The organism is Streptomyces sp. G7(2002), from assembly GCF_028870195.1.
Taxonomy (GTDB): domain Bacteria; phylum Actinomycetota; class Actinomycetes; order Streptomycetales; family Streptomycetaceae; genus Streptomyces; species Streptomyces nigrescens.
In genome coordinates, this window is sequence record NZ_CP102609.1 from 2,967,502 (window position 1) to 2,994,283 (window position 26,782).

Below are 26,782 nucleotides of genomic sequence, written 5' to 3' on the forward strand. Positions count from 1 at the left end.
GGCCCGGACACCTGTTGGGTGTCCGGGCCCGCCGTACGGCAGCTGTGCGGCCGTTTACTGCGTGCGGTTCTCGCCGCGGTAGTACTCGAAGACCCAGCCGAAGAGACCCACGAGGATCACCGGCAGGGAGAAGTACAGCAGCCACCAGCCGAAGACGACGCCCATGAAGGCGAGCGCGCCACCGACGGCCAGGGACAGCGGCTGCCAGCTGTGCGGGCTGAAGAAGCCCAGCTCACCGGCGTCGTCCGAGACCTCGGCGTTCTCGTTGTCCTGAGCACCCGCGTCGACCCGCCGGGCCGTGAAGGCCAGGTAGTAGCCGACCATGATGCACAGGCCGAAGGCGAGGAACAGCGCGGTGGTACCCGCGGGCTCCTTCGACCAGACGCCATAGACGATCGCCATGGCGAGGACGAAGACGGAGAGCCAGATGAACATCTTGCCCTGGATCTTCACTTGCCCGCCTCCTTGCCGCCGGCGAGGGACTTGTCGTCCTCGGTGGCGCGGCCGTTGTGCAGCGCGTCAAGGGCTGCGATCTCCGGGTGGTGCAGATCGAACGCCGGGGATTCGGAGCGAATACGCGGCAGCGTGAGGAAGTTGTGCCGCGGCGGCGGGCAGGACGTCGCCCACTCCAGCGAGCGGCCGTAGCCCCAGGGGTCGTCGACCTCGATCTTCTCGCCGTACTTCGCCGTCTTCCAGACGTTGTACATGAACGGCAGGATCGACAGGCCCAGAAGGAACGAGCTGATCGTCGAGACGGTGTTCAGCGCCGTGAAGCCGTCGGCCGCGAGGTAGTCCGCGTAACGCCGCGGCATGCCCTCGGCACCCAGCCAGTGCTGGACGAGGAAGGTGCCGTGGAAGCCCACGAACAGCGTCCAGAAGGTGATCTTGCCGAGCCGCTCGTCCAGCATCTTGCCGGTGAACTTCGGCCACCAGAAGTGGAAGCCGCAGAACATCGCGAAGACGACGGTGCCGAAGACCACGTAGTGGAAGTGCGCCACGACGAAGTACGAGTCGGAGATGTGGAAGTCCATCGGCGGCGAGGCCAGGATCACACCGGTCAGACCACCGAACGTGAAGGTGATCAGGAAGCCGATCGCCCACAGCATCGGCGTCTCGAAGGACAGCGAGCCCTTCCACATCGTGCCGATCCAGTTGAAGAACTTCACACCGGTCGGCACCGCGATCAGGAACGTCATGAACGAGAAGAACGGCAACAGCACACCGCCCGTCACATACATGTGGTGCGCCCACACCGTGACCGAAAGACCGGCAATCGAAATCGTCGCCGCAATCAGACCGATGTAACCGAACATCGGCTTCCGGGAGAACACCGGAATGACCTCGGAAATGATGCCGAAGAACGGCAGGGCGATGATGTACACCTCGGGGTGGCCGAAGAACCAGAAGAGGTGCTGCCAGAGCAATGCGCCACCATTGGCCGCGTCGAAGACATGCGCACCGAATTTACGGTCCGCCTCCAGCGCGAACAGCGCCGCCGCCAGCACCGGGAAGGCCAGCAGGACCAGCACACCGGTCAGCAGCACGTTCCAGGTGAAGATCGGCATCCGGAACATCGTCATGCCGGGCGCCCGCATGCAGATGATCGTCGTGATGAAGTTGACCGAACCGAGGATCGTGCCGAAACCGGAGAAGGCCAGACCCATGATCCACATATCGGCACCGACGCCCGGCGAACGCACCGCGTCCGAGAGCGGCGAGTACGCGAACCAGCCGAAGTCGGCCGCACCCTGCGGGGTGAGGAAGCCGGCCACCGCGATCAGCGAGCCGAAGAGGTAGAGCCAGTAGGCGAACATGTTCAGCCGCGGGAACGCCACGTCGGGCGCGCCGATCTGCAGCGGCATGATCCAGTTCGCGAATCCGGCGAACAGCGGCGTCGCGAACATCAGCAGCATGATCGTGCCGTGCATCGTGAACGCCTGGTTGAACTGCTCGTTCGACATGAGCTGCGTGCCGGGACGGGCCAGCTCGGCGCGCATGAGCAGCGCCATCAGGCCGCCGACGCAGAAGAACGCGAACGACGTGACCAGGTACATCGTGCCGATGGTCTTGTGGTCAGTGGTCGTCAGCCACTTCACGACAGCGATGCCGGGTTGCTTCTTGCGTACGGGCGGTGCTGCCGGAGCCGTATCGGCGGCGGCACCCTGAGGTTCGTTGAGGATGCTCACTGGTTCTTGGTCTCCGCATTCCTGGCGTGATCCGACTGCTCGATGCCCGCCGGCAGGTATCCGGTCTGGCCCTTCTTCGCCAGGTCCTTCAGGTGCTCCCGGTACCGCTCAGGGGAGACAACCTTGACGTTGAAGAGCATTCGGGAGTGGTCGACACCGCAGAGCTCGGCGCACTTGCCCATGAAGGTGCCCTCCTTGTTGGGAGTCACCTCGAAGACATTGGTGTGGCCCGGGATGACGTCCTGCTTCATCAGGAACGGCACCACCCAGAAGGAGTGGATGACGTCGCGAGAGGTCAGCACGAACTGAACCGTCTCGCCCTTCGGCAGCCACAGGGTCGGACCGGGGTTGCCGGTCTGCGGGTTCCGCGTGCCCGGGGTGCCCGTGTCGTAGACACCGTCGGCACCGGCCGGCGCGGTCTTCTTCCACTTGTCCGGGATCGCCTTGAGCGCCGGGGAGTCGATGGCCGACGTCGACTTGTCGCCGTCCGTGTTCTCCAGGTAGTTGAACGCCCAGCTCCACTGGAAGCCGACCACGTTCACGACATGGTCCGGCTTCTTCGAAGTCTTGAGGAGTGCGCTCTCATCACGTGCGGTGAAGTAGAAAAGCACCGCAATGATGATGAACGGCACGATCGTGTACAACGCCTCGATCGGCATGTTGTACCGGGTCTGCGCGGGGACCTCCACCTTGGTCCTGCTGCGGCGGTGGAAGATCACGCTCCAGATGATCAGGCCCCACACCAGCACGCCCGTTGCGAGGGCGGCGGCCCAGGAGCCCTGCCAAAGAGAGAGGATCCGCGGCGCCTCGTCGGTGACGGGCGTTGGCATGCCGAGGCGGGGGAAGTCCTTATATGTGCAACCAGTCGCGGTCGCCAGGACCAGGCCCGCAGCAAGCACCTGCGGCAGCTTCCGCCGCATCGGGCGCCGCGACGAGCGGTCGGAGCCGTTGGGACTCACGTAGCGCCTTCCCGAGAGTCTCGCCCGCGAGACCGGCTGCGGCCGTCTCGCTGGTCGGTCGCCGGCCCTGGCGCGGGCAGGGGTTTGGATGTTTATGCGGACCAAACCCTACTGGACGCTATTTGGGGTCGCGCGGGGAGGGTGCCCAACGCGCCGCGTCGCACCCCTAAGGGGTGGCCAGGGCCTCTCGGAGAAGCCCTCCTGAGTCCCGATTACCCGCTTTCACCAGGCATCTGACGCCGCGCCCGGCACCGGGCCGCACCGCTCTCCCGGCGCGCGCCGGGCCGCCCCGCCCGCCGCGGGACCGGGGCCCCGCGCCCCCGCCCGGCCGGGTGCGGACACCTCCCCCCGGAAACGGGGCGACTAACGTCTCGTATGTGCCCTACTTCGACGCGGCGTCCGCCGCCCCGCTGCATCCCGTCGCCCGTGAGGCCCTGCTCGCCTCGCTGGACGAAGGCTGGGCCGACCCGGCCCGCCTCTACCGGGAGGGGCGGCGCGGCAGGCTGCTGCTGGACGCGGCGCGGGAGGCCGCGGCCGAGGCCGTGGGCTGCCGCCCGGACGAATTGGTTTTCACCCCTTCGGGGACACAGGCCGTGCATCGGGGAGTCTCCGGTGCGCTGGCGGCCCGTCGGCGCGTCGGTCGCCGGCTGCTGCACTCCGCCGTCGAGCACTCCTCCGTCCTGCATGCCGCCGAGGTCCATGAGGCGGCCGGCGGCAGCCGCGCGGAGCTGGCGGTGGACCGTACGGGCCGGGTGGCGGCCGGGGACGTCGCCGCCGCGCTGGGCCCGGACACCGCGCTGGTCTGCCTCCAGTCCGCCAACCACGAGGTGGGGACCGAACAACCGGTCGAGGAGGTGGCCGCGCTCTGCCGGGAGGCGGGCGTACCCCTCCTGGTGGACGCCGCGCAGTCGCTGCCCTGGGGGCCGGTGCCCGGCGACTGGTCGCTGCTGACGGCGAGCGCCCACAAGTGGGGCGGTCCGCCCGGTGTGGGGCTGCTCGCGGTCCGCAAGGGGACCCGGTTCGCGCCTCAGGGGCCGCGGGACGAGCGTGAGTCGGGCCGCAGCCCGGGGTTCGAGAACATCCCGGCGGTGGTGGCCGCCGCGGCGTCCCTGCGCGCGCTGCGGGCGGGCCCGGAGACCGCGGGCGAAGCGGCGCGGCTGCGGCGGCTGGTGGACCGGATCCGGACCCGGGTGCCGGAGCTGGTGCCGGATGTGGAGGTGGTCGGCGATCCGGTGCACCGCCTCCCCCACCTCGTCACCTTCTCCTGTCTCTATGTCGACGGAGAGGCGCTGCTGCACGAGCTCGACCGGGCGGGGTTCTCGGTGTCGTCCGGCTCGTCCTGCACGTCCAGCACCCTGACGCCGAGCCATGTGCTGCGCGCGATGGGCGTGCTGTCCGAGGGGAATGTCCGGGTCTCGCTGCCGTACGGCACGGACGAGGCGGATGTGGAGCGCTTCCTGGAGGTGCTGCCGCAGGTGGTGCGTGCGGTGCGGGAGCGGCTGGGTGTCCCGGCGGCGGGCCGGGAGACGGTGGCGGCGACGGCCGGCGGGGCGTCGGAAGAGGCCCCGGCGGGCGAGGAGCCCGCCGGATCCGCCGGACCGGCCGGTCTGGTCGTCGACTCGCTCGGCAAGCGCTGTCCGCTTCCGGTCATCGAGCTGGCGAAGGCGATCCATGACGTGCCGGTCGGCGGGACGGTGACGGTGCTCTCCGACGACGAGGCCGCCCGGCAGGACATCCCCGCCTGGTGCACCATGCGCGACCAGGAGTACGTGGGTGAGCGGCCGGCCGAGCGCGGCGCCGCGTATGTCGTGCGGCGCCGCGCCTGACCCGGCGGTTCAGACCAGGTGCTGCTGGACCTCGGCGGCGGCCTCGTGGCCGTAGGCCTTGGTGAAGCGGTCCATGAAGTGGCTGCGGTGCAGCTCGTACTCCTGGGTGCCGACGGTCTCGATGACCAGCGTCGCCAGCATGCAGCCGATCTGGGCGGCGCGCTCCAGGCCGACGCCCCAGGCCAGACCGGACAGGAAGCCGGCGCGGAAGGCGTCGCCGACGCCGGTGGGGTCGGCCTTGGCGTTCTCCTCCGGGACACCGACCTCGATGGCCGGCTCACCGACCCGCTCGATCCGGACACCGTTGGAGCCGAGGGTGGTGACGCGGGTGCCGACCTTGGCGAGGATCTCCTCGTCGGTCCAGCCGGTCTTGGACTCGATCAGGCCCTTCTCGTACTCGTTGGAGAAGAGGTAGGCCGCGTCCTCCAGGAGGGTGCGGATGGCGTCGCCGTCCATCCGGGCGATCTGCTGGGAGAAGTCGGCGCCGAAGGGGATACCGCGGCTGCGGCACTCCTCGGTGTGCCGGATCATCGCCTCGGGGTCGTCCGCGCCGATCAGGACCAGGTCGAGGCCGCCGACCCGCTCGGCCACATGCTGCAGCTCGATCAGCCGGGCCTCGCTCATCGCGCCGGTGTAGAACGACCCGATCTGGTTGTGGTCGGCGTCGGTGGTGCACACGAAGCGGGCGGTGTGCAGGACCTCGGAGATGCGGACGGAGCGGGTGTCGACGCCATGGCGGTCGAGCCAGGCGCGGTACTCCTCGAAGTCGTTGCCGGCGGCGCCGACCAGGATCGGCTCGGTGCCGAGCTGGCCCATGCCGAAGCAGATGTTGGCGGCGACGCCGCCGCGGCGGACGTCGAGCTGGTCGACCAGGAACGAGAGGGAGACCGTATGCAGCTGGTCGGCGACCAGCTGATCGGCGAAGCGGCCGGGGAAGGTCATCAGGTGGTCGGTGGCGATGGAGCCGGTGACTGCGATACGCACGACGGGTCTGCTCCTGCGGAAGGCGGAGGGACGGGCGGACGTAGAGCAACGCTACCCCGCGAGGTCGCGCGCCACTCGGTCATCCCGGACACTTGAACCACCGAAACTACCCGATAGTAGCCCTTTCTCCTCGATACTCGGCTGCGTACGGTGCCCCTATGACCAAGCCTGTGAAAGCCGTCACACCACGCCACGGCGCCTCCCCCGTCCGCCAGGACCCGGAATCGCTCGACGAGCTGCGCGGCGACTGCGCGCGGATGCCGGAGCGCTGGAAGGCCGGCCGGGAGTGCGCGCCGGCGCCGGGGCGCGCCGCCGATCTGCACGGGATCAAGGTCCCCTCCTCCTCCGCCGCGCTCGTGGACGGCATGTCCGAATACGGCGACTGAGCCCCGCCCGGCGGCGGCCGCGGCGCGTCCGGGGAACCGTGCACGCCCCCGCTCCGTCCCATCGGCGTCCACCTCATGGAGGATGGCACGTCAGATGTTCAGCGGAGCTGAAGGAGCGATGCGGTGAACACCGAGGACAGCACCGACACCCCGAACCCCAAGGAGCGCAGGCGGCGCACCCGGCTGGTGGTCGCCTCGATGGCTGCCGCGGTGCTGCTGGCCGGGGGCGGCGCGGCGTACTGGGCCTCGTCCGCGTCCAGCAGCGAGGGCTCCGGAGCGGGCTCCGCGGGCGACCCGCCGCCGCTCGCGCTCGACGGTTACACCGGCGGCGGCTCGATCGCGGCCGGTGAGCCCAATCCGCAGGGTGCGAAGTACCGAGCGGTGAAGAAGCTGCCCGGCGGCCCGGCGTCCGCGCCGGTGTACCGCCCCAAGGGCGAGATCAGCCGCCAGTCGGTGGAACGGCTGGCGAAGGCGCTGGATGTGTCCGGAAAGGTCCGCTCGGAGGGCACCAGCTGGAAGGTCGGCGGGACGCAGGACGCCCGTGGCCCCGTGCTGCAGGTGAGCAAGACCGGCTCGGGCGCGTGGACGTACTCGCCGTACGGCACCCCGGGCGGCACGAACTGCGCGCTGCCCGCCTCCCCGAAGGGCGAGAAGGGCCAGGACGGGCCCGGCGGCGGTACACCGTCGAACCGGCCCGGCTGTCCGTCGTACCGCGGCGGCGGGGACGTCACGACCGAGGACGACAGCAGCGGCAAGGGCGCGGTGTCGCCGGAGAAGGCCAAGCAGGCGGTGCGGCCGGTGCTGGCGGCGCTCGGCCAGAAGAACGCCCGGCTCGACGCGGGCGGGCTGTCCGGCGCGGTCCGGGTCGTCACCGCGAATCCGGTGCTCGGCGGGCTGCCGACGTACGGCTGGCAGAGCGATCTGCAGGTCGGCTCGGACGGTCAGGTGGTCGGCGGCAGCGGCCAGTTGGCGAACCCGGTCAAGGGCGCGGAGTATCCGGTGCTGAGCGCCGACAAGACGCTGGACCGGCTGAATTCGGGCGAGGGCCGCAAGCCGGCCGGCTGCCCCTCGACGCCCGGCGGGAAGAGCGACAAGGACGGCAAGGACGGCGGGATCGCGCCGTGCGAGCCGGACCCGACGAAGGGGCAGAAGCCGGCCGAGGTGACCGGCGCGGTCTTCGGGCTCTCCGTGCAGTACGTGGACGGCGGGCAGGCGCTGGTGCCGTCGTGGCTGTACAAGGTGCGCCAGCCGGGTGCCGGCAGCGGGGGCCCGGACGCCACCTCGACGGTCGCGCACCCGGCGGTGAACCCGAAGTACCTGGCCCACAAGGACGGCGACGACGCGTCGCAGCGCCCGGGGCAGTCGCCGAGCAAGCCGTCCGGGAAGCCCGGGGCGATGGCTCTGGAGTCGTACGACGTGGGCGACGGCGGCAAGAAGCTGACCGTGCACTTCTGGGGCGGGGTGTGCAGCACCTACTCCGTGAGCGCGGAGGAGTCGGCCACGACGGTGAAGACGAAGGTCGTCGGCAAGGACAAGAACCCCGGCCAGGTCTGCGTGAAGATCGCCAAGGAGTTCACCAAGACCGTGACGCTGGAGAAGCCGCTGGACGGCCGGAAGGTGGTCGATGTGTCGACCGGCAAGTCGGTGCCTAAGCAGTAACGGGCCCGCGGAAGCCGCCGGGCCGGGCCGCACGGGCCCGGGCCGGACCGACCGGGCCGCACCCGGCGGAGGCGGCGGCAGCGACGGATACGGAGACAGCGAAAGCGGCGCTCCCCACTCGGGGGGCGCCGCTTTCGTGCGTACTGCCCGTGATCCTTAGCTGAAGGAGTCGCCGCAGGCGCAGGAGCCGGTGGCGTTCGGGTTGTCGATCGTGAAGCCCTGCTTCTCGATGGTGTCGACGAAGTCGATGGAGGCACCGCCCAGGTAGGGCGCGCTCATCCGGTCGGTGACGACCTTGACGCCGTCGAAGTCCTTGACGACATCGCCGTCGAGCGAGCGCTCGTCGAAGAAGAGCTGGTAGCGCAGCCCGGAGCAGCCGCCGGGCTGAACGGCCACCCGCAGCGCGAGGTCGTCCCGGCCTTCCTGCTCCAGAAGGCTCTTGACCTTCGACGCGGCCGCGTCGGACAGGATGATGCCGTCGCTGACGGTGGTCTCGTCCTGAACGCTCATCTAGATCTCTCCCGGGTTGTACGGACCGCTTGTCATCGGTTGCAACCAGCTGCAACCGGGGACGTCCCGGATAAATTCCGGCTGGGCGCAATTTGTCGAGAAGCCTTCCGGACACCGCCGGGGGCAGCCTCTCCTGTCGTTCTCTCCTCATGCTCGCACACCGGCCGCCGGGAACACGTGGCCGACCGCACACGGCGGGGTGCTGATGCGTCACATCGACACTATGGCCATCGTCAAAGTGACGTGAAGCAGCTATGATAGATAGCGTCAAATAGACGAAAAGGCACTGCAGAGAAGAGAGGGTGCGTGTTGTGACCACCGCCCAGCCCCTGGACGTCCAGCCGACCCCGCTGGCCCTGCTCCTCCTCGGCCGCGAGGCCGACCCGAAGAGCGAGCGCGGTGTGGAGTGCCCCGGTGATCTGCCGGCCCCGTCGGACCCCGACCTCGTCGAGCGCGCCCGCGCGGCCAAGGCGAAGCTCGGGGACAAGGTCTTCGTCCTCGGGCACCACTACCAGCGCGACGAGGTCATCGAGTTCGCCGATGTGACCGGCGACTCCTTCAAGCTCGCGCGGGACGCCGCCGCCCGGCCGGACGCCGAGTACATCGTCTTCTGCGGTGTCCACTTCATGGCGGAGTCCGCCGACATCCTCACCGGCGACGACCAGCAGGTCATCCTCCCCGACCTGGCCGCCGGCTGCTCGATGGCCGACATGGCCACCGCCGAGCAGGTCGCCGAGTGCTGGGACGTGCTCACCGAGGCCGGCATCGCCGAGCAGGTCGTGCCGGTCTCGTACATGAACTCCTCGGCCGACATCAAGGCCTTCACCGGCAAGCACGGCGGCACGATCTGTACGTCCTCCAACGCCAAGCGCGCGCTGGACTGGGCCTTCGAGCAGGGTGAGAAGGTCCTGTTCCTGCCCGACCAGCACCTGGGCCGCAACACCGCCGTCCGCGACATGGGCATGTCCCTGGACGACTGCGTGGTCTACAACCCGCACAAGCCGAACGGCGGGCTGGCCGCCGAGGAGCTGCGGGCCGCCAAGATGATCCTGTGGCGCGGCCACTGCTCGGTGCACGGCCGTTTCTCCCTGGATTCGGTGAACGACGTGCGGGCGCGCATCCCCGACGTGAACGTCCTGGTCCACCCCGAGTGCAAGAACGAGGTCGTGGCGGCGGCGGACTACGTCGGCTCGACGGAGTACATCATCAAGGCCCTGGAGGCCGCCCCGCGCGGCTCCAAGTGGGCCATCGGCACCGAGCTGAACCTGGTCCGGCGGCTGGCGAACCGTTTCGCCGCGGAGGACAAGGAGATCGTCTTCCTCGACAAGACGGTCTGCTTCTGCTCGACGATGAACCGGATCGACCTCCCCCACCTGGTGTGGGCGCTGGAGTCGCTGGCCGCCGGCAAGGTCGTCAACCGAATCGAGGTCGACAAGGAGACGGAGAGCTTCGCGAAGTTGGCGCTTGAGCGGATGTTGGCGTTGCCGTAGCCGTACGTTTTCGGCTGGCCCGCCGTGGCCTTGGCGGCCGGCTCCCACGTTTTCGGCTTTCCCGCCGTGGGGGTTTCTCGCCGTTGCGGGTCCGCTGCGCGGGGCTTGGGCGCGGGTGACGCTTGCGGGTGCCCCGCCGTTGCGCCTGCGGCGGGCCGGTGGTTGTCGGGTGCGGTGACGGGCCTCCGGGGCCGGTGTGTGGGACTGCTTCGCTTTACGTCCCACACACCGGCCCCTCCGGCCCGTCCCCTCCCGTTGGGGGAGTAAGTGACGGTGGGTGGGGGCGGGCGCGGAGCGGTTGCGTGCCTGCCCGTTGGTGTTTGGTCAGGCCTCCAGGGTCCAGCGGATCTTGTCGCCGCCCTTGATCGCGGTGTGGCAGGGGCCGGCGGTGATCTTCTTCTCGTTCACGTACGCGTTCCACTTTTTCTTGGAGTCCGCGGCATCGCCATGGATCGAGGTGACGACGAAGTCCTGTTTCGCGGCGTCCCAGCGCGCCTGCACTCCGCCGAGGCCGTATTGCTCATCGGCGTCGACCAGAGCGGTGAGCGGTGTGGCGGAGAGGCCGTCGGCGGCGCAGTAGAAGCCGCCGAAGAGGGTGCGCGGGCCCGTGATGACGAGTCCCACGCTGGCGGTGTAGGGGCCGCCGGTGACACCGACGCGGACCCGGACGTCGCCTGCCGACGCGGTGGCGGGCGGTGCGGCCGCGAGGGCCAGGGCCAGGGCGAGCCCGGCAGCGGTTACGGGGGCGGCCCCGCGGGCCAGGACGGACGGCACGCTCGCTCACCTTTCGTCGGGTCGGCAGCACACGCCACGAAACCAGCACTCCCAGTGATCGGCGAGAGGTGCACCGCCGAATGCGTACGCCGGGCCGTGCGCGGGTGTGCCGCCGGGACGGCCGGTCACAGGGACACGGTCTGGCCGGCTTCGGTGACCGTGATGCGGTAGCGGTCCCGTGGGGGGCTGCCCTCGGCGGTCCAGGCGCGGTAGGCGGTTTCCACCTCGTCCCACAGGCGGCGGGGGCCGTGCTGTTCGGTCTCGTAGGTGGTGTGGCCGGGGACGTATTCGGCGGTCGCCCAGGAGGTGCGGGCGTCGTCGAAGAGCCAGTAGGTGGCTTCGTCGCTGCCGTCGTCGGCGGGGCACAGCAGGGGCCAGGCGTCGCGTACCCGGAGGCCGACGGCGAAGCGGGCGTGCGGGTCCTCCTCCAGTACGCGGGGGTCGAGGGTGGTCGTTGCGCGGTCGCCCTCCTCGCCGTGGTACCAGTCGCGGATGCGGCCGTAGGAGCGGCGCTGCTGGCGGGCCCACATGAAGGCGGGGCGGCCGGAGAAGCGGCCGGTGGCCTGTCCGTCCCGGACGGTCAGGGTGGCGAACGAGTAGGAGTGGAACGAGGAGCCCCATGGGGTGAGGATCGTGCCGCCCGGTGCGGTTTGCGCCACCCAGGCGTACGGGATGTCGCGGACCGTGCAGGTGGCGATGGTCCGGTCGTAGGGCGCCCGCTCGGGTACCCCTGCCAGGCCGTCGCCGCACACCGGATGCGGGTGCAGACCGGCCCGTGCCAGATTGCCCCGGGCGATGTCGTGGAGGGCCTTGTCGGTCTCGATGGTGGTCGTACGGTCCTCGCCGAGCCGGTGGGCCAGCCAGGCGGCGTGGTAGCCGGTGCCGGTGCCGATCTCCAATACGGCGTCGCCGTCCCGGACGATCGCGGCCATGGCCAGCATGAGGGAGGGCATGGACGTCGAGCACGTGGGAAAGGCGACCTGGCCCTCCTCGGCCCGGCCGTCGTTGTGCTGGGTGATCAGCGGGAGGTCGGCATAGACCATCCGCCGCCACTCCGCCTCGTCCGCGGAGCGGGAGACGGTGCGCTCGCCCACCTCGAAGGTGTCCGGCACGAAATGCGCGCGGTCGACCGCGGCGACGGCGGGCGCCCATTCCGGCGTCAGCGCGCCCTTGTTGCGGAGGATTTCCACCAGCCGGCCCGGCGAGGACATGACGCTCCCCCTACTTCTTCGGCGGGTCGGTCACCGGCTTGGTCCACTGGCCGTCGGATTCCTTCGGGCTCTGCTGCCGGTCACCCTCCTCGCCGCCCTTGCCGTCACCGTGCTTTCCCATCGCGGTCCCCCTTCGTCGGTGATGTGAGTGGAATGGAGCGGCGGGGCGCCCCGTTTCGGGATGCCCGGCACGATGCCCCCGCAAGCACCTGCTTGCGGGGGCATCGTTTCTTCATGGGGGGTCTCCGGGGTCCCGCCGGTCGGGCCGGCGTCAGACGCCGGCCGGCTCCGGTGCGGGGTCGGTCTCCTTGGCCTGCGGGCCGGCCGGGCCGGACCGCTTCGCGGCCTTCTTCTTCGCCCGGCGCTCCTTGCGGAGCTCGATCATCGCGTAGAGCGTCGGGACGAGGAGGAGGGTGAGGAGGGTGGAGGTGATCAGACCGCCGATCACGACCACGGCGAGCGGCTGGGAGATGAAGCCGCCGTCACCGGTGATGGACAGGGCCATCGGCAGCAGCGCCATGATCGTGGCCAGTGCCGTCATGAGGATCGGGCGGAGGCGGTGGCGGCCACCCTCGATGACCGCCTCCACGACGCCGTAACCCTGCGCGCGGTACTGGTTGATCAGGTCGATCAGCACGATGGCGTTGGTGACCACGATGCCGATCAGCATCAGCATGCCGATCATCGCCGGGACGCCCAGCGGGGTGCCGGTGGCGACCAGCAGGCCGATCGCGCCGGTCGCCGCGAAGGGGATCGAGACGAGCAGGATCAGCGGCTGGATCAGGGACCGGAAGGTGCCCACCAGCAGCATGAAGACGATGGCGATGGCCGCCAGCATCGCCAGGCCGAGCGAGGAGAACGCGTCGGTCTGGTCCTGGGAGACGCCGCCGATCTCCGCGGAGGCGCCGTCCGGCAGCTTCAGATCGTTGATCTTGTTCTGCAGGGCGGTGCTGACCGCGCCGGTGTTGTCGCCGGTCGGCTTGGCGGTGACGGTCGCCGAGCGGGCGCCGTCGATCCGGGTCATCTCGACCGGGCCGGGGACGGTCCGCACGGTGGCGAGGGTGCCGAGCTTGACCGGGCCCGCCGGGGTCGGGAGGGCGAGGTTCTTCAACTCGGCCTCGGTGGTGGCCGGATGGGCCGACTTGATCACGATGTCGCGCTCGGTGTCGTCCAGAACGGCCGTACCGCTGGTGGTGCCGCGGACCGCCTGGGCGACCGCGCCGCCGAGGGTGGTCTGGTTGAAACCGGCCGCGGCCGCCTTGGCGTTGGGCTTCACGGAGATCCGCGGCACGCTCTGCGAGAGGTCGTTCTGGACGTCGGTGACGTCGTCGAGCCCGGCGACGGTCTTGCGGACCTGCTCACTGGCCTTCTTCAGCACCTCACCGTCGGCGGCCTTGACGACCACGCTCAGGTCCTGGTTGCCGAAGCCGCCGCCCGCGGTGACGGTGGTCTCGCCGATGGACGTGCCGAGCTTGTCGAGGCCGTCCCTCAGGTCGGAGGTGACCTTGTCGGAGTCCGCGGCGTCGGTCAGCTTGAGCTGGTAGGAGGCCTGGTTGGCGCCGGTGCCGCCGCCGAAGGCCGCCATGAAGCCGGAGGAGCCGACGGTGACCTGGTAGTCGGCGATGTCGTCGTTGGCGGCGAGCAGCTTCTCGACCTTCTTGGCCTGCTTTTCGGCCGCGTCCAGGCTGGTGCCCGGCTTGAGCTCCTGCTTGACGGTGAGGGTGCCCTGGTCGCCCTGGTCGAGGAAGTTGGTCTTCAGGAGCGGGCCCATGCCGAAGGTGCCGAGGAGGATGACGACGGCGATGACCACACTGGTGATCCGGCGGCGGGTCGCGAAGCGCAGGACCGGGACGTAGAGGCGCTGCAGCGGGCTGCGGGCCTCCTTCTCCTCGGCCTTGCGGCGGAGTTCCTCGGGGTCGCTGCCCTCGGGGATCTCGGGGGCGCGCAGGAACCAGAAGGACAGCACCGGCACGACCGTCAGGGAGACGAGCAGGGAGGCGAGCAGGGCGACGGTGACCGTCAGCGAGAAGGAGCCGAAGAGGGCGCCCACCATGCCGCCGACGACACCGATCGGGAGGAAGACCGCGACCGTGGTGAGGGTGGAGGAGGTGATCGCTCCGGAGACCTCACGGACGGCGGAGAGGATGGCCTCGCGGCGCTCCTCGCCGTAGCCGAGATGCCGCTTGATGTTCTCCAGGACGACGATGGAGTCGTCGACGACGCGGCCGATCGCGATGGTCAGCGCGCCGAGGGTGAGCATGTTGAGGGAGAGGTCCCCGGTCCACAGCACGATCAGGGTGATGACGACCGAGAGCGGGATGGAGACCGCGGTGACGAGGGTCGAGCGGAGGCTGAGCAGGAAGACCAGGATGACGATGACGGCCATGGCCAGGCCCAACAGGCCCTCGGTGGTCAGCGATTCGATCGACTTGGAGACCGCCGGGCCCTGGTCGGAGACGACCGTGACATCGGTGCCCTTGCCCAGGTCCTGACGGATCTCGGGGAGCTGGTCCTTGACCGCGTCGGATATCTCGACCGCGCTGCCGTCCTGGTCCATCGTCACCATGACGGCGAGGCTGGGCTTGCCGTTGGTGCGGGTCAGGGAGGTCGGGGTGGCCGACTCCTCCTTGACGGTGGCGACGTCACCGAGCCGGACCGGTTCGGCGGCCGCCTGGCCGGCGCCCGCACCCGCGCCCGCGCCCGCGCCGGCACCCTCGCCGCCGCCGGCCGCGGACGGCGCGATCCGCAGGTCCTTGATCTGCCGTACGGAGGTGTAGCCCGCGCCGACCTGGACGGTCTTGCTCTGCCCGCCCTCGGCGAACGAACCGGCGGGCACCGAGGTGCCGCCGGCCTCCAGCGCCTGGCCGAGCGACTGGGAGTTCAGCCCGGCGGCGGCGAGCTTCTTGTCGTCGGGGGTGACCGCGACGATCCGGTCCTGGACGCCGTCCACCGTGACCTGGCTGACGCCGTCGATGTTCTTCAGGTCCGGTACGACGCTGCGGTCGAGCTGGTCGGCGAGCGTCTGCTGGTCCTTGCCCGAGGACGAGACGGCGAGGACGACGGTGGGTATGTCGTCCGTCGAACCGTTCACCACCTGCGGGTCGACGTCCTTGGGCAGCTTCGCGCGGGCGCGGTTCACGGCCTGCTGGACATCGGCGACCAGACGCTTGGAGTCATTGCCGTAGTCGAACTGCGCCATGATGACGCCCGAGCCCTCGCTGGACGTCGAGGTGACGGTCTTGACGCCGTCGACCGCCTGGATGCCGTCCTCGAGCGGCTCGATCACCTGCTTCTCGACGACCTCGGGCGAGGCGCCCTGATACGGCGCCAGAACGGACACCATCGGGAGTTCGATGGACGGCAGGAGCTGCTGCTTCAGCTGGGGGATCGCGATGGCGCCGAAGGCGATCGCCACGATCGACATCAGCGCTATCAGGCCCCGTTGTACGAGGCTGAGTCGGGACAGCCAGGACATGGGTGGGGTCTCTCTTCTGTTCTACAACGTCGGCGGGACCGTTCTCCGGCCCACCTACACCTTCGGCCATGCCCTGGCCGGATTTCCTCGCTCGCAAGTCGGTTTCCGGCCGGAAGCCGTACCGCGTTCGGAGTAGAGGCCGCCCCACCCTCACTGCACCCGTGGGCGTACGAGTCCCGACTCGTACGCGATGACCACCAGCTGGGACCGGTCGCGGGCGCGCAGTTTGGCCATGGCGCGGTTGACATGCGTCTTGACGGTGAGCGGGCTGACCGCGAGCTGCTCGGCGATCTCGTCGTTGGACAGCCCGCCGGCCACCAGGGTGAGCACCTCACGCTCCCGGCCGGTCAGCGTCGCCAGCCGCTCGGCGCCCCGGCCGCCGGGACCGCCGTCGGCCGCACTGCCGCCCTGCGCGAGGAACTTGGCGATCAGCCCCTTGGTGGCGACGGGCGAGAGCAGCGCCTCACCGGCCGCCGCGATCCGGATCGCGTTCAGCATCTCGTCCGGTTCGGCCCCCTTGCCGAGGAAGCCGCTGGCGCCGTTCCGCAGCGACTGCACCACATAGTCGTCGACCTCGAAGGTCGTCAGGATGACCACCCGGACGTCGGTGAGCTCCGGGTCCTCGCTGATCATGCGGGTGCCCGCCAGGCCGTCCACACCGGGCATCCGGATGTCCATCAGCACGACATCGGGCCGCTCCGCCCGGGTCAGCTCGTACGCCTGGGCCCCGTCGGAGGCCTCCCCCACCACCCGCATGTCCGGTTCGGAGTCGACCAGCACCCGGAAGGCACTGCGCAGCAGCGCCTGGTCGTCGGCGAGCAGCACCTTGATCGTCACAATGTCTCCCCCGTACGGACGGTCTGCAGTGGAAGGGTCACCCGCACCTGGAAGCCGCCGGCCGCGCGCGGGCCGGTCACGACCGTGCCGCGAAGCGCGAAGACCCGCTCCCGCATCCCGATCAGGCCGTGGCCGCCGCCGCTGTCCTCCGGCTCGCCGGGCCCGCCGGGCTCCATGGGCGGACGGTCGCCGCCCTTCTGCCGCGGGACGCCGGCCCGGCCCGCGCCGTCGTCCAGGACGGTCACGGTCAGCGTGGTGTCGGAGTGGCCGATCCGTACCGTGGCCCGGGCCCCCTCGCCGGCGTGCTTGTGGACATTGGTCAGCGCTTCCTGGACCACGCGGTAGGCGGTGAGGTCGACGGAGGCGGGCAGCTGCCGGGGCGTCTGCGGGAGCTCCAGGTCGACCGGGATGCCGGCCCGGACGAACCCGTCGACGAGCTGGTCGAGCACCCCGAGGCCCGGTGCGGGCTCGGTCGGCGCCTTGGGGTCGTCGGACTGCCGCAACAGGCCGACGGTGGCGCGGAGTTCCTCCAGCGCCGAGCGGGACGCCTCGCGGACGTGTGCCAGCGCCTGCTTGGCCTGGTCGGGCCGGTTGTCCATGACGTGGGAGGCGACTCCGGCCTGGACGTTGACCAGGGCGATGTGGTGGGCGACGACATCGTGCAGCTCACGGGCGATCCGCATCCGCTCTTCGGCGACCCGGCGCCGGGCCTCCTCCTCGCGGGTGCGCTCGGCCCGTTCGGCGCGCTCCCGGATGGCGGTCACGAAGGCACGGCGGCTGCGGACCGCGTCACCGGCCGCCGCGGCCATGCCCGTCCAGGCGAAGATGCCGAGGTTCTCCTGCGCGTACCAGGGGCGGGGCCCGTAGAGCATCGCGGCGGCGGTCAGGACGACGACGGTCAGCGCGCCGACCCGCCAGGTGGTGGGCCGGTCGGTGCGCGAGGCCAGGCTGTAGAGGGCTATCACGGCGGAGGCGGCCACCGGGGCGCGCGGGTCGCTGGAGCGGGCGAGCAGCTCGACGATGGTGAGCGAGCCGGTGACCGCGAGGACCGTACGGGGCAGCCGGCGGCGCAGGACCAGCGCGGCACAGGCCAGCGCGGCGAGCACCACGGTCGTCGCGGACGGCTCATGCCCGACGAACCGCGGGCCGTGCGGACCGTGCGGACCGGCCACCGCACCGAGCAGGATGCAGGCGAAGACGGCCCCGGCCAGGACGGCGTCGAAGGCGAGCGGATGCGTCCGGTGCCACTGGAAGCGGCCGGCGCGGGGCGCGTCCGGGCGGGGGTCGAGGAGGCTCACAAGAGCAAACGGTAGCGCCCCGGTCCCTCGCGGGGCCGGGGCGCTGTGCGCTGGAGTGGAGTGTTCGGGCCGGGACCGGCCGGGGTTCAGCCCGGGATGAGGCCGTCGTCGCTGAGCATCTCCCGGACCTCGCCGAGGGTCGCGTCCGGGGAGGGCAGGATGAGTTCGGACGGTTCCAGAGCGTCGTCGGGAAGCGGCGTGCCCATACGGCGCACCGCGTCCAGCAGGGCACCGAGGGTGCGCCGGAAGCCTTCCACGTCACCGCTCTCCATCTCGGCGAGCAGCTCATCGTCCAGCTTGTTGAGCTCGGTGAAGTGGGCGTCGTCCAGCTTCACCTGGCCCTCCCCCATGATCCGTACGATCACGACGGTCTCCCTTGGTCCGGTCCCGACGATCTCTGCGAGGCTAACCGCCGCCGACCGTCACTGCTTGTCGAAACGCGGCCGGTCCTGCTGCGGCGAGGACTGCGCCGCACCGTTCTGACCGCTCTCGATGGCCTGCTGGCCGGCCGACGAGCCACCCGAGAGCTCGGCCTTCATCCGCTGCAGCTCCAGCTCGACGTCGCTGCCGCCGGAGAGCCGGTCCAGCTCGGCGGTGATGTCGTCCTTCGCCATACCGGACGGGTCGTCCAGCGCGCCGGAGGCCATCAGCTCGTCGATGGCACCGGCCCGGGCCTGCAGCTGCGCGGTCTTGTCCTCCGCGCGCTGGATGGCCATGCCGACATCGCCCATCTCCTCGGAGATGCCGGAGAACGCCTCGCCGATCCGGGTCTGGGCCTGGGCAGCCGTGTAGGTGGCCTTGATCGTCTCCTTCTTCGTACGGAAGGCGTCGACCTTGGCCTGCAGCCGCTGCGCCGCGAGCGTGAGCTTCTCCTCCTCACCCTGCAGCGTCTGGTGCTGCGTCTCCAGGTCGGTGACCTGCTGCTGCAGCGCGCTGCGCCGGGTCAGCGCCTCGCGGGCCAGGTCCTCGCGGCCGAGCGCCAGCGCCTTGCGGCCCTGGTCCTCCAGCTTGGCGGACTGGCCCTGGAGCTGGTTGAGCTGCAGCTCCAGGCGCTTGCGGGAGGTCGCCACGTCGGCAACACCGCGGCGTACCTTCTGAAGCAGCTCCAGCTGCTTCTGGTACGAGTAGTCGAGGGTTTCGCGCGGGTCTTCGGCCCGGTCCAGGGCCTTGTTGGCCTTCGCGCGGAAGATCATCCCCATCCGCTTCATGACACCATCGCTCATGGGCCTCGCGCGCCCCCTTCTGACCGAGTCACCTCGGGCTTAGGCTCCAGCACATCTACAGACCCCACAGTACGGGCCCTGGTTCCATTACCGCACTGTTCGCGCCCGGATGCGCTCCTCCTCCAGGACGATCGCGGGGCGTATCTTCTCCCGCGCAAGGAGTAGGGAGAGTCCGGACAATCGGCACGATGTCCGCTCTGTCCCGGCCGGAAAGGGCTTCTGTCCTGATAAGGCGCCGGTTACGGAGACGCGCCGTTGCCGGATCGTGCCCCGTCGGAACGTGGCTCACCCGCGGCGAGCACGTACCCTTGGGTGTTGTGTTCCGAAGCCGTTCGAAGGATGAGCAGGCCGCGACCGCCAAGGTGACCGCGGACCAGCCCCAGCAGCCCCGCGATCCGCAGGCCCCCAAGGGCCGCCCGACGCCCAAGCGCAGCGACGCCCAGTCGCAGCGCCGCTCCCGTGCGCATACGCCCACCAACCGCAAGGACGCGGCGAAGGCCCAGCGTGAGGCGCGCCGCGCCGACATGGCCCGCCAGCGCGAGGCGATGGCCAGCGGCGACGAGCGGTATCTGCCCGTGCGTGACAAGGGACCGGTGCGCCGGTTCGCGCGCGACTACGTCGACTCCCGCTGGGCCGTCGCCGAGTTCTTCCTGCCGATGGCCGTGGTGATCCTGGTGCTCACCATGATCCGGGTGCCGTCGATCCAGAGCATCGCGCTGCTGCTGTGGCTCGTGATCATCGTGCTGATCGTGCTCGACTCGGTCCTGATCTGGTTCCGGCTGGGCAAGCTGCTGCAGGAGCGCTTCCCGAACGAGAACCTCAAGGGCGTGAAGGCGTACGCGGTGATGCGGACGCTGCAGATGCGGCGGCTGCGGCTGCCGAAGCCGCAGGTGAAGCGGGGCGAAAAGCCGTAGGCGTGCGTGGGGGTGCCGGCCGTCGTTGATACCGCCGGACCCTCGCCGTCGTGGTGGCGCGCCGTTGCGGCGGGATTCTTTTTTGACGCTTGGCCGGGCCCGTTCGGGCCCGGCCAAGCGTCGTTCGGCTTCAGCCGTGCGTCCGGCTCATGCCTCCGCGTCCGCGTGCAGGCTCATGGGGCCCGCGTAGATTTCGGTGCCGTCCTCGAAGAGCCTGACCTGGTCGACGCCGCCTTCGAGGAGGGCCTTCCACTCCTCGCCGATCCAGGACTCCGCGTCGCCCTGGGTGGTGAACTCCTCCGGTTGCACGGCCGGCGCCGTCTCCGAACCGTCGGTCTTCTCGAACCGCCACGTCCACGCCATCTGCGCCTCCTGGATCCCACCGGGTACGAATCTGTGCCACCGCGGAGCGCTTCAAAAGCCCTCCGCCGTGCCGTGCTTCCGTGCTGATCGGCAGCCTAACGGCCGTGTCGAGCCCGCCCCCGCCGCGCCCGCCGCAGCGGGACGCGAGAAACTCGCGGTGTGGATGTGACTCTCCTCGGTACCGGGGCCCCGCAGGGGCTGCCGCGCCCCGGCTGCCCGTGTGCCGCCTGCGCGACCGCCGTCGGCGACGAGGCGCGGGCGGCCACCGCGCTGCTCGTCGACGGTGCGCTGCTGATCGATCTGACCCCGGGCCCGGCCTTCGCGGCCGCCCGCGCCGGGCAGTCGCTGGCGGGCGTGCGGCAGGTGCTGCTCTCGCATCCGCACGACGGTCCGGCGCTGGAGGTGCCGGCCGGGCTGCCGCAGCCGGGCCGGGTCGCGGACGGGCGGGAGCTGGCGCTGCTGGACGGGCACCGGGTGCGGGCCATCGCGGTGGACATCCCGGGAACGGGCTACGAGATCTCCGGCGCCGAGGGCGAGCGGCTGCTGTATCTGCCGCCGGGCGCGGCGCCGTCCGGGCTGGGCGAGGGGAACGGCCGGGCGGGGGGCGGCGGTTACGAGGGCATGGGCGGCACCGGCCCGTACGACCTAGTGGTGCTCGATGTGCTGGGGCGGCCCGAGGCGCTGGCCAAGCTGCGGGCGAGCGGGGCGGTCGACGCGGCGACGGATGTGCTCGCGGTGCACCTCGACCACGAGGTGCCGCCGGGGCCCGAGCTGCACCGCCGGCTCGCGGTGGTGGGGGCCCGCGCGGTGCCGGACGGCAGCACGCTGGTGGTCGGCGAGTTCCACGCGGTGCCGGACATGCCGCGGCGCACGCTGGTGCTGGGCGGGGCGCGCAGCGGGAAGTCGGTGGAGGCGGAGCGGCGGCTCGCGGCCTTCCCTGACGTGGTGTACGTGGCCACCGGGGGCACCCGGGACGGCGACGAGGACTGGGCGCAGCGGGTCTCGCTGCACCGCGAGCGGCGGCCCAGCAGCTGGCGCACCGTCGAGACCTGCGATCTGGTGCCGCTGCTGGCCGCGGCCGGGCCCGGCGCGGACCCCGGCACCGGGCGGCCGGCCGAGGCGTCCCCGCTGCTCATCGACTGTCTGGCGCTGTGGCTGACGCATGCCATGGACGAGGTCGGGGCATGGGACGACGCGACCTGGGAGGCCAGTGGCCGGCGGGCGCTGCGGGAGCGGACCGATGCACTGGTGGCGGCGGTGCGCGCGACGCACCGGCGGGTGGTGGCGGTCAGCAACGAGGTCGGCTCCGGCGTCGTCCCGGCGACCCCGGCGGGCCGGCGGTTCCGGGACGAACTGGGGCGGCTGAACGCGGCGTTCGGTGCGGAGTGCGAGCAGGTGCTGCTGGTCGTCGCGGGCCAGGCGCTTGCGCTGCGTGGATGACGGAAGCCCGGTGGGCCCCGTGTCCGCTTGCCCGGGGGCGCGGCGCCGGGTGCTCTAGGACCGTGACCGATTCCGAGCGGACCGAGAGCGAAGCGCCGGGCGGGTGGGGAGCGGGGCCCCTCCGGGAGCCGGGGGCGCGCGGGCGGCGTTTCGACGCGGCCGTACGCGACTACCTGGCGCGGTATCCCGAGGCGACGGTGGTCGCGCTCGGGGAGGGGCTCGGTACCGGCTTCTGGCGGCTGGACAACGGGCGGCTGAACTGGCTGACGGTGGTGGCGCCGGAGACCGCCGCGGTGCGCCGGATGCTGCTGCCGGACGGTGCCCGGCGGCGTACGGTCGCGCGCGCGGTGACCGATCACCGCTGGCTGGACGCGGTGCGGGAGCCGCAGCGCGGGGTCGTGGTCACCGCGCCGGGGGTGCTGATGCGGCTGCCGCCGCCCGCGGTGCGCGCGCTGCTGGCGGTGTGTGCGGAGCGGTTTCCCGGTGGTGCGCTGGTCTTTGACGTGCTGCCACGGCCGGCCATGGCGCTGGCCCGGCGGGCCGCCGGACCGGGCGGCGGCCGGTGGCCGGGTCCGGTGCGCTGGGGGCTGAACCGTGCCGAGCTGCCGCGGGTGGCCGGTGCGCACCCGGCCATCGTCGCGGTGCGCGAGGTCGGCCCGGTACGGGCGCCGCACGGCCCGGCGGAGTGGCTGCGGCGCCGGATGCCGGTGCTGGGCGCGCTGACGCCGCTGGTGTGCGAGGTGCGGTTCGCGGCGGCCGGTTCCCCCCGGCGGGCCTCGTCAGCGGTGTGTTGACGGTAATCTGCGCCCAATGAGCGCCCTGAACCTCGATGACTTCGCCCATCTGATCGAGCGCCCCGATGGCGGTGTGCGCCGTGACGCCGAGGAGCGGCGAGCGCGGCTGGCCGTGCCGCCGGGGGCCCTCGGCCGCCTCGACGAGCTGGGCGAATGGCTGGCCGCAGCACAGCAGCAGGTGCCGGTGCGGCCGGTCGAGCGGCCGCGGGTGCTGCTGTTCGCGGGCGATCACGGAGTGGCGGAGCTGGGGGTGTCGGCCCGGCCGGCCGGCAGCACCGGGGATCTCGTACGGGCCGTGCTGGACGGGGCGAGCCCGGCCGCGGTGCTGGCCCGCAGCACCGGGGTGCAGCTGCGCGTGGTGGACCTGGCGGTGGACTGCGACCCGGAGGAGCTGCCCGAGGAGGTCACCCGGCACCGGGTGCGGCGGGGTTCGGGGCGGATCGATACCGAGGACGCGCTGACGGCCGAGGAGGCCGAGGCGGCGTTCCGGGCGGGGATGGCCGTCGCGGACGAGGAGGCGGACGCCGGCACCGACCTGGTGGTGCTGGGCGATCTGAGCGTCGGCGGGACGACCGCCGCGAGCACCCTGATCGCCGCGCTGTGCGGGACGGACGCCTCGGTGGTCACCGGGCGGGGCGGGGCCGGGATCGACGATCTGGCGTGGATGCGCAAGTGCGCGGCGATCCGTGACGCGCTGCGGCGGGCCCGTCCGGTGCTCGGCGACCAGCTGGAGCTGCTGGCCACGGTCGGCGGCGCGGATCTGACCGCGATCACCGGTTTCCTGCTGCAGAGCGCGGTGCGCCGGACGCCGGTGATCCTCGACGGGGTGGTCTCGGCGGCCTGTGCGCTGGTGGCACAGCGGGTGGCGTTCCGGGCGCCGGACTGGTGGCTGGCCGGGCAGGCGAGCGGCGAACCGGCGCAGGCCAAGGCCCTGGACCGGATCGCGCTCAACCCTCTGCTCGACCACGGCGTCACTGCGGGTGAGGGGACGGGGGCGCTGCTGGCCCTGCCATTGGTGCAGGCGGCCGCGGCCCTGGCGGCAGAACTGCCCGTACGCGACTGACCCGGAGCCGGCCCACCGCGGCCGGCCCCGCGGGAAGCGCTCGGACGAGCGCCCGGACCAGGGCGCTCACTTCACGCCCGTACCGGACCACCGGCGGCGCCCCATAAGATCACGCTTTACACGTGTTATGGGAGACATCGCTTGAGTCCGGACGAAGGCCGCCCGCGCGGCTCATGGTCACAGCGTGGTGCCGCGTTCGGCATCTGGTATCTGCGCACGGTCACCTTCCTCAATTTCCTGAGTGCGGTGTGGGTGTCGTTCGGCAATGACATCCGCCGGCACAACAGCGCGGAATTCTTCACTCCGTATCTGCTGACGGCGGGCTTCGCATCCGCCGCCTTCTCGCTGTTCCTGTCGGTCACCCTGCGGCGGCGGAAGCGGGCGGCGTGGATTTTGAATCTGGCGCTGTCCGGGCTGCTGGCGCTGCTGTTCGGATTCGGAATGGTGGTGGCCCCGGAGTTCCGCGGACATGTGCAGAACTGGGTGTCGCTGGGATTGACCGTGCTGTTCGCCGCCGCATTGGTGGCCGGGCGCCGGGAGTTCTCCGCGAAGGGCGACCGTACGAACCCGAAGCTGGCGGCGGCGGTCGCGGCCGGCGGTCTGCTGGTGACCTCGCTGCTCGCGACGCTGCTGGTGACCGTCACCAATACCGCGGCGGGTTCCTCGACCTTCGCGCAGCGCTGGCGCTACGGCCTGATGCGGCTGGTGTCGCTGGCCGCCGACGACCGTGCGTTCCCGGAGATCGCCACCCCCAACTGGGTCAATGTCGCGATCAATGTGCTGAGCACGCTGCTGCTGGTCGCGGTCCTGTGGGCGGCGTTCCGGTCCGTACGGCGCACCGAGGCGATCACCGCGGACGACGAGGAGCGGCTGCGGGCCCTCCTGGCGCGGCACGGCGACCGTGACTCGCTGGGCTACTTCGCGCTGCGCCGCGACAAGAGCGTGGTGTTCTCCCCCAGCGGCAAGGCCGCGGTCACCTACCGCGTGGTGGGCGGGGTGTCGCTGGCCTCCGGCGATCCGCTGGGCGACCCCGAGGCCTGGCCGGGTGCGATCGAGGGGTGGCTGGCCGAGGCACGGGAGCACGGCTGGGCGCCCGCGGTGATGGGGGCCGGCGAGGAGGGCGGCACGATCTACGCCCGGCACGGTCTGGACGCGCTGGAGCTGGGCGACGAAGCGATCGTGGACACCGCGGAGTTCACCCTCGGCGGCCGCGCGATGCGCACCGTACGGCAGGCCTACCACCGCATCGAGCGGGCCGGTTACACCGTCCGCATCCGGCGCCACGAGGACATCCCGGGGCCGGAGATGGACCGGCTGCTGCGGCTGGCCGACGACTGGCGCGACGGGGAGACCGAGCGCGGCTTCTCGATGGCGCTGGGCCGGCTCGGCGACCCGGGGGACGGCCGCTGCGTGATGCTCGAATGCACCGGTGCGGACGGTGAGCTGCGGGCGCTGCTCAGCTTTGTGCCGTGGGGTGAGAAGGGCCTTTCGCTGGATCTGATGCGGCGGGACCGGAACTCCGAGAACGGGCTGATGGAGTTCATGGTGCTGGAGTTGATCCAGCGGGCGAAAGAGGTGGAGATCACGCAGCTCTCCCTCAACTTCGCGATGTTCCGTTCCGTCTTCGAACGTGGATCGCGACTCGGCGCGGGCCCGGTGCTGCGCCTGTGGCGCTCGCTGCTCAGCTTCTTCTCCAGGTGGTGGCAGATCGAATCGCTGTATCGCGCCAATGCGAAATACCGGCCGATCTGGGAGCCGCGCTACATGCTTTTCGAAAAGAGCACCGATTTGCTGCGGATCGGGATCGCCGCCGGCCGCGCGGAAGGTTTTCTGGAAGCACCCGGTCTGCCCAAGTGGCTGAACCGCACGCACCTGGAGAAGGAGAGATGAGCGCGGCCGGGGCGGGGCGGCGGGAAGGGCCCGTGCCGGCCCGGGGAGAGGTGCCCCTCCTGCGTCGCGCCGCGCGCGCCGAATGGGGCCCGCTGCTGCGGACGGTACGCGCCGCACTGGCCGCCTCGCGGCTGCGGGCGATCCCGATGACGCTCACCGCGGTGGTTCTGACCCTGGTCTTCCAGTTCGTGCAGAACCAGGCCTGGGGCTACCAAACCGTCCAGAACATCGGCTCCGTACAGGCCGACGAGCATCTGTGGCTGGCGCTGCTGCGCACCCCGCTGTCGCTGTTCGTGCCCGCACTGGACCTGCCGGTGTGGGGTGCCCTGGCGCAGATCCTGGTGGTCTTCGGGATCGCCGAGATCTGTGTGGGCCGGCGGCAGCTGCTGGCCGTCGCGTACCTCGCCACGCTCGCCGGGACGATGTACGCCCGGATCGGCATCTGGATCGGCCCGGTGAGCCCGCTCGGGCTGCCCGACTCGGACAAGTACGTCACCGACACCGGGCCGTCGGCGGCCGTGGTGGGGCTGGCGGTGTTCGTGTGCTGGCGCTATCGCGCCTGGTTCACCTGTGCCGCGGTGGCGGTGGCGATGGTCGTCGAGGTGGTGTCCATCAAGAACAACCTCGCGGGCAAGGAGCATGTCGCGGCGGTGCTGGCGGTGCTGGTGCTGTGCGGACTGTGCGAGCTGCGGCGGCGGCGCAAGCCGGGCCCGGGGCGTCAGCGGCTGGGCGCACCCCCGATGAAGTCTTCGACCTTGCGGCGCAGCGCCGACCAGCGGCGGTCGTGACGGTAGGCGCGGACCCGGGCGCGGGCCCGCAGCTTCGGGCGGGTGCGGTAGAAGCGCCTGGCCCAGGGCGAGTTGGGCCGGGCCAGCCGGACCGCGCCGAAGAGCGCGACGAACGGCACGAACACCCCGATGACCGCGATCCGGCCCTTGCCCTTGGTGAGGGCGATGACCGCGAAGAGGAAGTTGACGGCCACGGTCCGCACGACCGTGAAGCGGTCGGTCTCCTCGTCCGGACTGAGCTCATTGACGCCGAACGGCAGGAAGCCGCCGAGGATCAGGGCGACCAGGGCGACGGTGAGGATGACGATCTCGACGCTCTTGGTCCCCTCCTCGGTCCAGTACACGTCGTCCAGGTGCAGGATGAGCGCGAACTCGTCCAGGACGAGGCCCACCCCCATCCCGAAGAGCACCGCCGCGGCCCCGGTGCCGAACCCGCGCCGGCCGCCGGCCAGCGCGATGAAGCCGCCGAGGACCATCAGCACCACACCGGGGACGACATGGTGGATATGGACCCCGCCCGGGGTGATGTTGCGGAACGGGCCCTTGCCCGCGCGGATGAGGCGGGTGACGGCCCGGGTCACGAGGAAGGTCAGCACGAACGAGGCGAGGGCGAGCAGCAGTGGCAGCTTCCCCGGCTCGACGATATTGCGGTACCACCAGTGGCCCATCCCACACGCTCCCCTTTGTCGCGTAAGGACACATAGCCACCATT

The 26,782-nt window shown here is 71.0% G+C and carries 24 protein-coding genes; 10 read left to right on the forward strand and 14 right to left on the reverse strand.

Going from position 1 to position 26,782, the window contains the following annotated elements; genetic code table 11:
- Nucleotides 1–54: 54 nt before the first annotated feature.
- Genes NUT86_RS12180 through ctaC form a run of 3 tightly spaced genes read right to left on the reverse strand, consistent with a single transcriptional unit; the run spans nucleotide 55 to nucleotide 3,145 of the window.
- The gene (locus tag NUT86_RS12180) at nucleotides 55–453 is read right to left on the reverse strand and encodes a cytochrome c oxidase subunit 4 (RefSeq protein WP_128506350.1); all 399 of its coding nucleotides are present in this window, start codon (nucleotides 451–453) and stop codon (nucleotides 55–57) included.
- The gene (gene ctaD / locus NUT86_RS12185) at nucleotides 450–2,186 is read right to left on the reverse strand and encodes an aa3-type cytochrome oxidase subunit I (RefSeq protein ID WP_109889184.1); all 1,737 of its coding nucleotides are present in this window, start codon (nucleotides 2,184–2,186) and stop codon (nucleotides 450–452) included. The genes NUT86_RS12180 and ctaD overlap by 4 nt, the downstream gene beginning before the upstream one ends.
- Nucleotides 2,183–3,145 carry an aa3-type cytochrome oxidase subunit II gene (gene ctaC / locus NUT86_RS12190; protein WP_026169722.1) on the reverse strand — a complete coding sequence of 321 codons (963 nt, stop codon included), beginning with the start codon at nucleotides 3,143–3,145 and terminating at the stop codon, nucleotides 2,183–2,185. The genes ctaD and ctaC overlap by 4 nt, the downstream gene beginning before the upstream one ends.
- Before the next feature lie 377 nt (nucleotides 3,146–3,522).
- Here ctaC and NUT86_RS12195 point away from each other — a divergent pair, with 377 nt between their 5' ends.
- A complete protein-coding gene (locus NUT86_RS12195; protein ID WP_274735101.1) occupies nucleotides 3,523–4,971 on the forward strand; it encodes a cysteine desulfurase/sulfurtransferase TusA family protein in 1,449 nt (482 codons plus the stop codon).
- Between the two features lie 9 nt (nucleotides 4,972–4,980).
- Here NUT86_RS12195 and NUT86_RS12200 read toward each other — a convergent pair whose 3' ends face one another.
- Entirely contained in the window at nucleotides 4,981–5,955 is a 975-nt protein-coding gene (locus NUT86_RS12200; protein ID WP_018090098.1) for a carbohydrate kinase family protein, read from the reverse strand.
- Between the two features lie 158 nt (nucleotides 5,956–6,113).
- Here NUT86_RS12200 and NUT86_RS12205 point away from each other — a divergent pair, with 158 nt between their 5' ends.
- Nucleotides 6,114–6,341 carry a hypothetical protein gene (locus tag NUT86_RS12205; protein WP_018090099.1) on the forward strand — a complete coding sequence of 76 codons (228 nt, stop codon included), beginning with the start codon at nucleotides 6,114–6,116 and terminating at the stop codon, nucleotides 6,339–6,341.
- A gap of 123 nt (nucleotides 6,342–6,464) precedes the next feature.
- Nucleotides 6,465–8,000 (forward strand): hypothetical protein, encoded by a 1,536-nt coding sequence (locus NUT86_RS12210; RefSeq protein ID WP_266448350.1) that lies wholly within the window; start codon nucleotides 6,465–6,467, stop codon nucleotides 7,998–8,000.
- 156 nt (nucleotides 8,001–8,156) lie between these two features.
- Here NUT86_RS12210 and erpA read toward each other — a convergent pair whose 3' ends face one another.
- Entirely contained in the window at nucleotides 8,157–8,510 is a 354-nt protein-coding gene (gene erpA, locus NUT86_RS12215; protein WP_006606077.1) for an iron-sulfur cluster insertion protein ErpA, read from the reverse strand.
- A 302-nt stretch (nucleotides 8,511–8,812) separates the two neighbouring features.
- On the opposite strand from erpA, the gene nadA reads away from it, so the two are divergent.
- Nucleotides 8,813–10,000, forward strand: a complete 1,188-nt coding sequence (nadA, locus tag NUT86_RS12220; RefSeq protein WP_274735110.1) for a quinolinate synthase NadA — start codon at nucleotides 8,813–8,815, stop codon at nucleotides 9,998–10,000.
- A gap of 324 nt (nucleotides 10,001–10,324) precedes the next feature.
- On the opposite strand, the gene NUT86_RS12225 is transcribed toward nadA, so the two are convergent.
- From NUT86_RS12225 to NUT86_RS12255, 7 genes are all read right to left on the reverse strand, one after another.
- Nucleotides 10,325–10,774, reverse strand: coding sequence for a DUF4430 domain-containing protein (locus NUT86_RS12225; RefSeq protein ID WP_159488515.1), 450 nt, complete (start codon nucleotides 10,772–10,774; stop codon nucleotides 10,325–10,327).
- A 125-nt stretch (nucleotides 10,775–10,899) separates the two neighbouring features.
- Nucleotides 10,900–11,985 carry a methyltransferase domain-containing protein gene (locus NUT86_RS12230; protein WP_093643339.1) on the reverse strand — a complete coding sequence of 362 codons (1,086 nt, stop codon included), beginning with the start codon at nucleotides 11,983–11,985 and terminating at the stop codon, nucleotides 10,900–10,902.
- Between the two features lie 271 nt (nucleotides 11,986–12,256).
- Nucleotides 12,257–15,460, reverse strand: coding sequence for an efflux RND transporter permease subunit (locus NUT86_RS12235; protein ID WP_274735114.1), 3,204 nt, complete (start codon nucleotides 15,458–15,460; stop codon nucleotides 12,257–12,259).
- A gap of 150 nt (nucleotides 15,461–15,610) precedes the next feature.
- Nucleotides 15,611–16,297 (reverse strand): response regulator, encoded by a 687-nt coding sequence (locus tag NUT86_RS12240; protein ID WP_109889195.1) that lies wholly within the window; start codon nucleotides 16,295–16,297, stop codon nucleotides 15,611–15,613.
- Nucleotides 16,294–17,595, reverse strand: coding sequence for a sensor histidine kinase (locus NUT86_RS12245; RefSeq protein ID WP_018090108.1), 1,302 nt, complete (start codon nucleotides 17,593–17,595; stop codon nucleotides 16,294–16,296). Before NUT86_RS12245 ends, NUT86_RS12240 begins: the two co-directional genes overlap by 4 nt.
- A gap of 86 nt (nucleotides 17,596–17,681) precedes the next feature.
- Entirely contained in the window at nucleotides 17,682–17,960 is a 279-nt protein-coding gene (pspAA, locus tag NUT86_RS12250) for a PspA-associated protein PspAA (protein ID WP_018090109.1), read from the reverse strand.
- A gap of 57 nt (nucleotides 17,961–18,017) precedes the next feature.
- Nucleotides 18,018–18,818, reverse strand: a complete 801-nt coding sequence (locus NUT86_RS12255) for a PspA/IM30 family protein (RefSeq protein ID WP_078518648.1) — start codon at nucleotides 18,816–18,818, stop codon at nucleotides 18,018–18,020.
- A 317-nt stretch (nucleotides 18,819–19,135) separates the two neighbouring features.
- Between NUT86_RS12255 and NUT86_RS12260 the strand changes: the two genes are divergently transcribed.
- On the forward strand, nucleotides 19,136–19,732 hold the full coding sequence (locus tag NUT86_RS12260; protein ID WP_018090111.1) for a DUF3043 domain-containing protein: 597 nt from the start codon (nucleotides 19,136–19,138) through the stop codon (nucleotides 19,730–19,732).
- A gap of 147 nt (nucleotides 19,733–19,879) precedes the next feature.
- On the opposite strand, the gene NUT86_RS12265 is transcribed toward NUT86_RS12260, so the two are convergent.
- Nucleotides 19,880–20,095 (reverse strand): hypothetical protein, encoded by a 216-nt coding sequence (locus NUT86_RS12265; protein ID WP_018090112.1) that lies wholly within the window; start codon nucleotides 20,093–20,095, stop codon nucleotides 19,880–19,882.
- A 159-nt stretch (nucleotides 20,096–20,254) separates the two neighbouring features.
- On the opposite strand from NUT86_RS12265, the gene NUT86_RS12270 reads away from it, so the two are divergent.
- The 5 genes from NUT86_RS12270 (at nucleotide 20,255) to NUT86_RS12290 (ending at nucleotide 26,070) form a co-directional block, all read left to right on the forward strand.
- Nucleotides 20,255–21,535 (forward strand): bifunctional adenosylcobinamide kinase/adenosylcobinamide-phosphate guanylyltransferase, encoded by a 1,281-nt coding sequence (locus NUT86_RS12270; protein ID WP_274735120.1) that lies wholly within the window; start codon nucleotides 20,255–20,257, stop codon nucleotides 21,533–21,535.
- Between the two features lie 62 nt (nucleotides 21,536–21,597).
- Complete coding sequence (locus NUT86_RS12275; protein ID WP_159488510.1) at nucleotides 21,598–22,329, forward strand: class I SAM-dependent methyltransferase; 732 nt, start codon at nucleotides 21,598–21,600, stop codon at nucleotides 22,327–22,329.
- A gap of 16 nt (nucleotides 22,330–22,345) precedes the next feature.
- On the forward strand, nucleotides 22,346–23,392 hold the full coding sequence (cobT, locus tag NUT86_RS12280) for a nicotinate-nucleotide--dimethylbenzimidazole phosphoribosyltransferase (RefSeq protein WP_018090115.1): 1,047 nt from the start codon (nucleotides 22,346–22,348) through the stop codon (nucleotides 23,390–23,392).
- Between the two features lie 141 nt (nucleotides 23,393–23,533).
- On the forward strand, nucleotides 23,534–25,282 hold the full coding sequence (locus NUT86_RS12285) for a phosphatidylglycerol lysyltransferase domain-containing protein (RefSeq protein WP_018090116.1): 1,749 nt from the start codon (nucleotides 23,534–23,536) through the stop codon (nucleotides 25,280–25,282).
- A complete protein-coding gene (locus NUT86_RS12290) occupies nucleotides 25,279–26,070 on the forward strand; it encodes a hypothetical protein (RefSeq protein WP_266448323.1) in 792 nt (263 codons plus the stop codon). Before NUT86_RS12285 ends, NUT86_RS12290 begins: the two co-directional genes overlap by 4 nt.
- Here the strand turns inward: NUT86_RS12290 and NUT86_RS12295 are convergent.
- Entirely contained in the window at nucleotides 26,001–26,738 is a 738-nt protein-coding gene (locus NUT86_RS12295) for a hypothetical protein (protein ID WP_018090118.1), read from the reverse strand. The two genes, NUT86_RS12290 and NUT86_RS12295, sit on opposite strands and share 70 nt — an antisense overlap.
- Between the last annotated feature and the right edge of the window lie 44 nt (nucleotides 26,739–26,782).

Bases quoted from the DNA above. Each gene is read 5' to 3' on its own strand.
- NUT86_RS12205 (WP_018090099.1), top strand. From the start codon at position 6,114: ATGACCAAGCCTGTGAAAGCCGTCACACCACGCCACGGCGCCTCCCCC.
- erpA (WP_006606077.1), bottom strand. From the start codon at position 8,510: ATGAGCGTTCAGGACGAGACCACCGTCAGCGACGGCATCATCCTGTCC.
- NUT86_RS12230 (WP_093643339.1), bottom strand. From the start codon at position 11,985: ATGTCCTCGCCGGGCCGGCTGGTGGAAATCCTCCGCAACAAGGGCGCG.
- NUT86_RS12235 (WP_274735114.1), bottom strand. From the start codon at position 15,460: ATGTCCTGGCTGTCCCGACTCAGCCTCGTACAACGGGGCCTGATAGCG.
- NUT86_RS12255 (WP_078518648.1), bottom strand. From the start codon at position 18,818: ATGAGCGATGGTGTCATGAAGCGGATGGGGATGATCTTCCGCGCGAAG.
- NUT86_RS12265 (WP_018090112.1), bottom strand. From the start codon at position 20,095: ATGGCGTGGACGTGGCGGTTCGAGAAGACCGACGGTTCGGAGACGGCG.
- cobT (WP_018090115.1), top strand. From the start codon at position 22,346: ATGAGCGCCCTGAACCTCGATGACTTCGCCCATCTGATCGAGCGCCCC.
- NUT86_RS12290 (WP_266448323.1), top strand. From the start codon at position 25,279: ATGAGCGCGGCCGGGGCGGGGCGGCGGGAAGGGCCCGTGCCGGCCCGG.
- NUT86_RS12295 (WP_018090118.1), bottom strand. From the start codon at position 26,738: ATGGGCCACTGGTGGTACCGCAATATCGTCGAGCCGGGGAAGCTGCCA.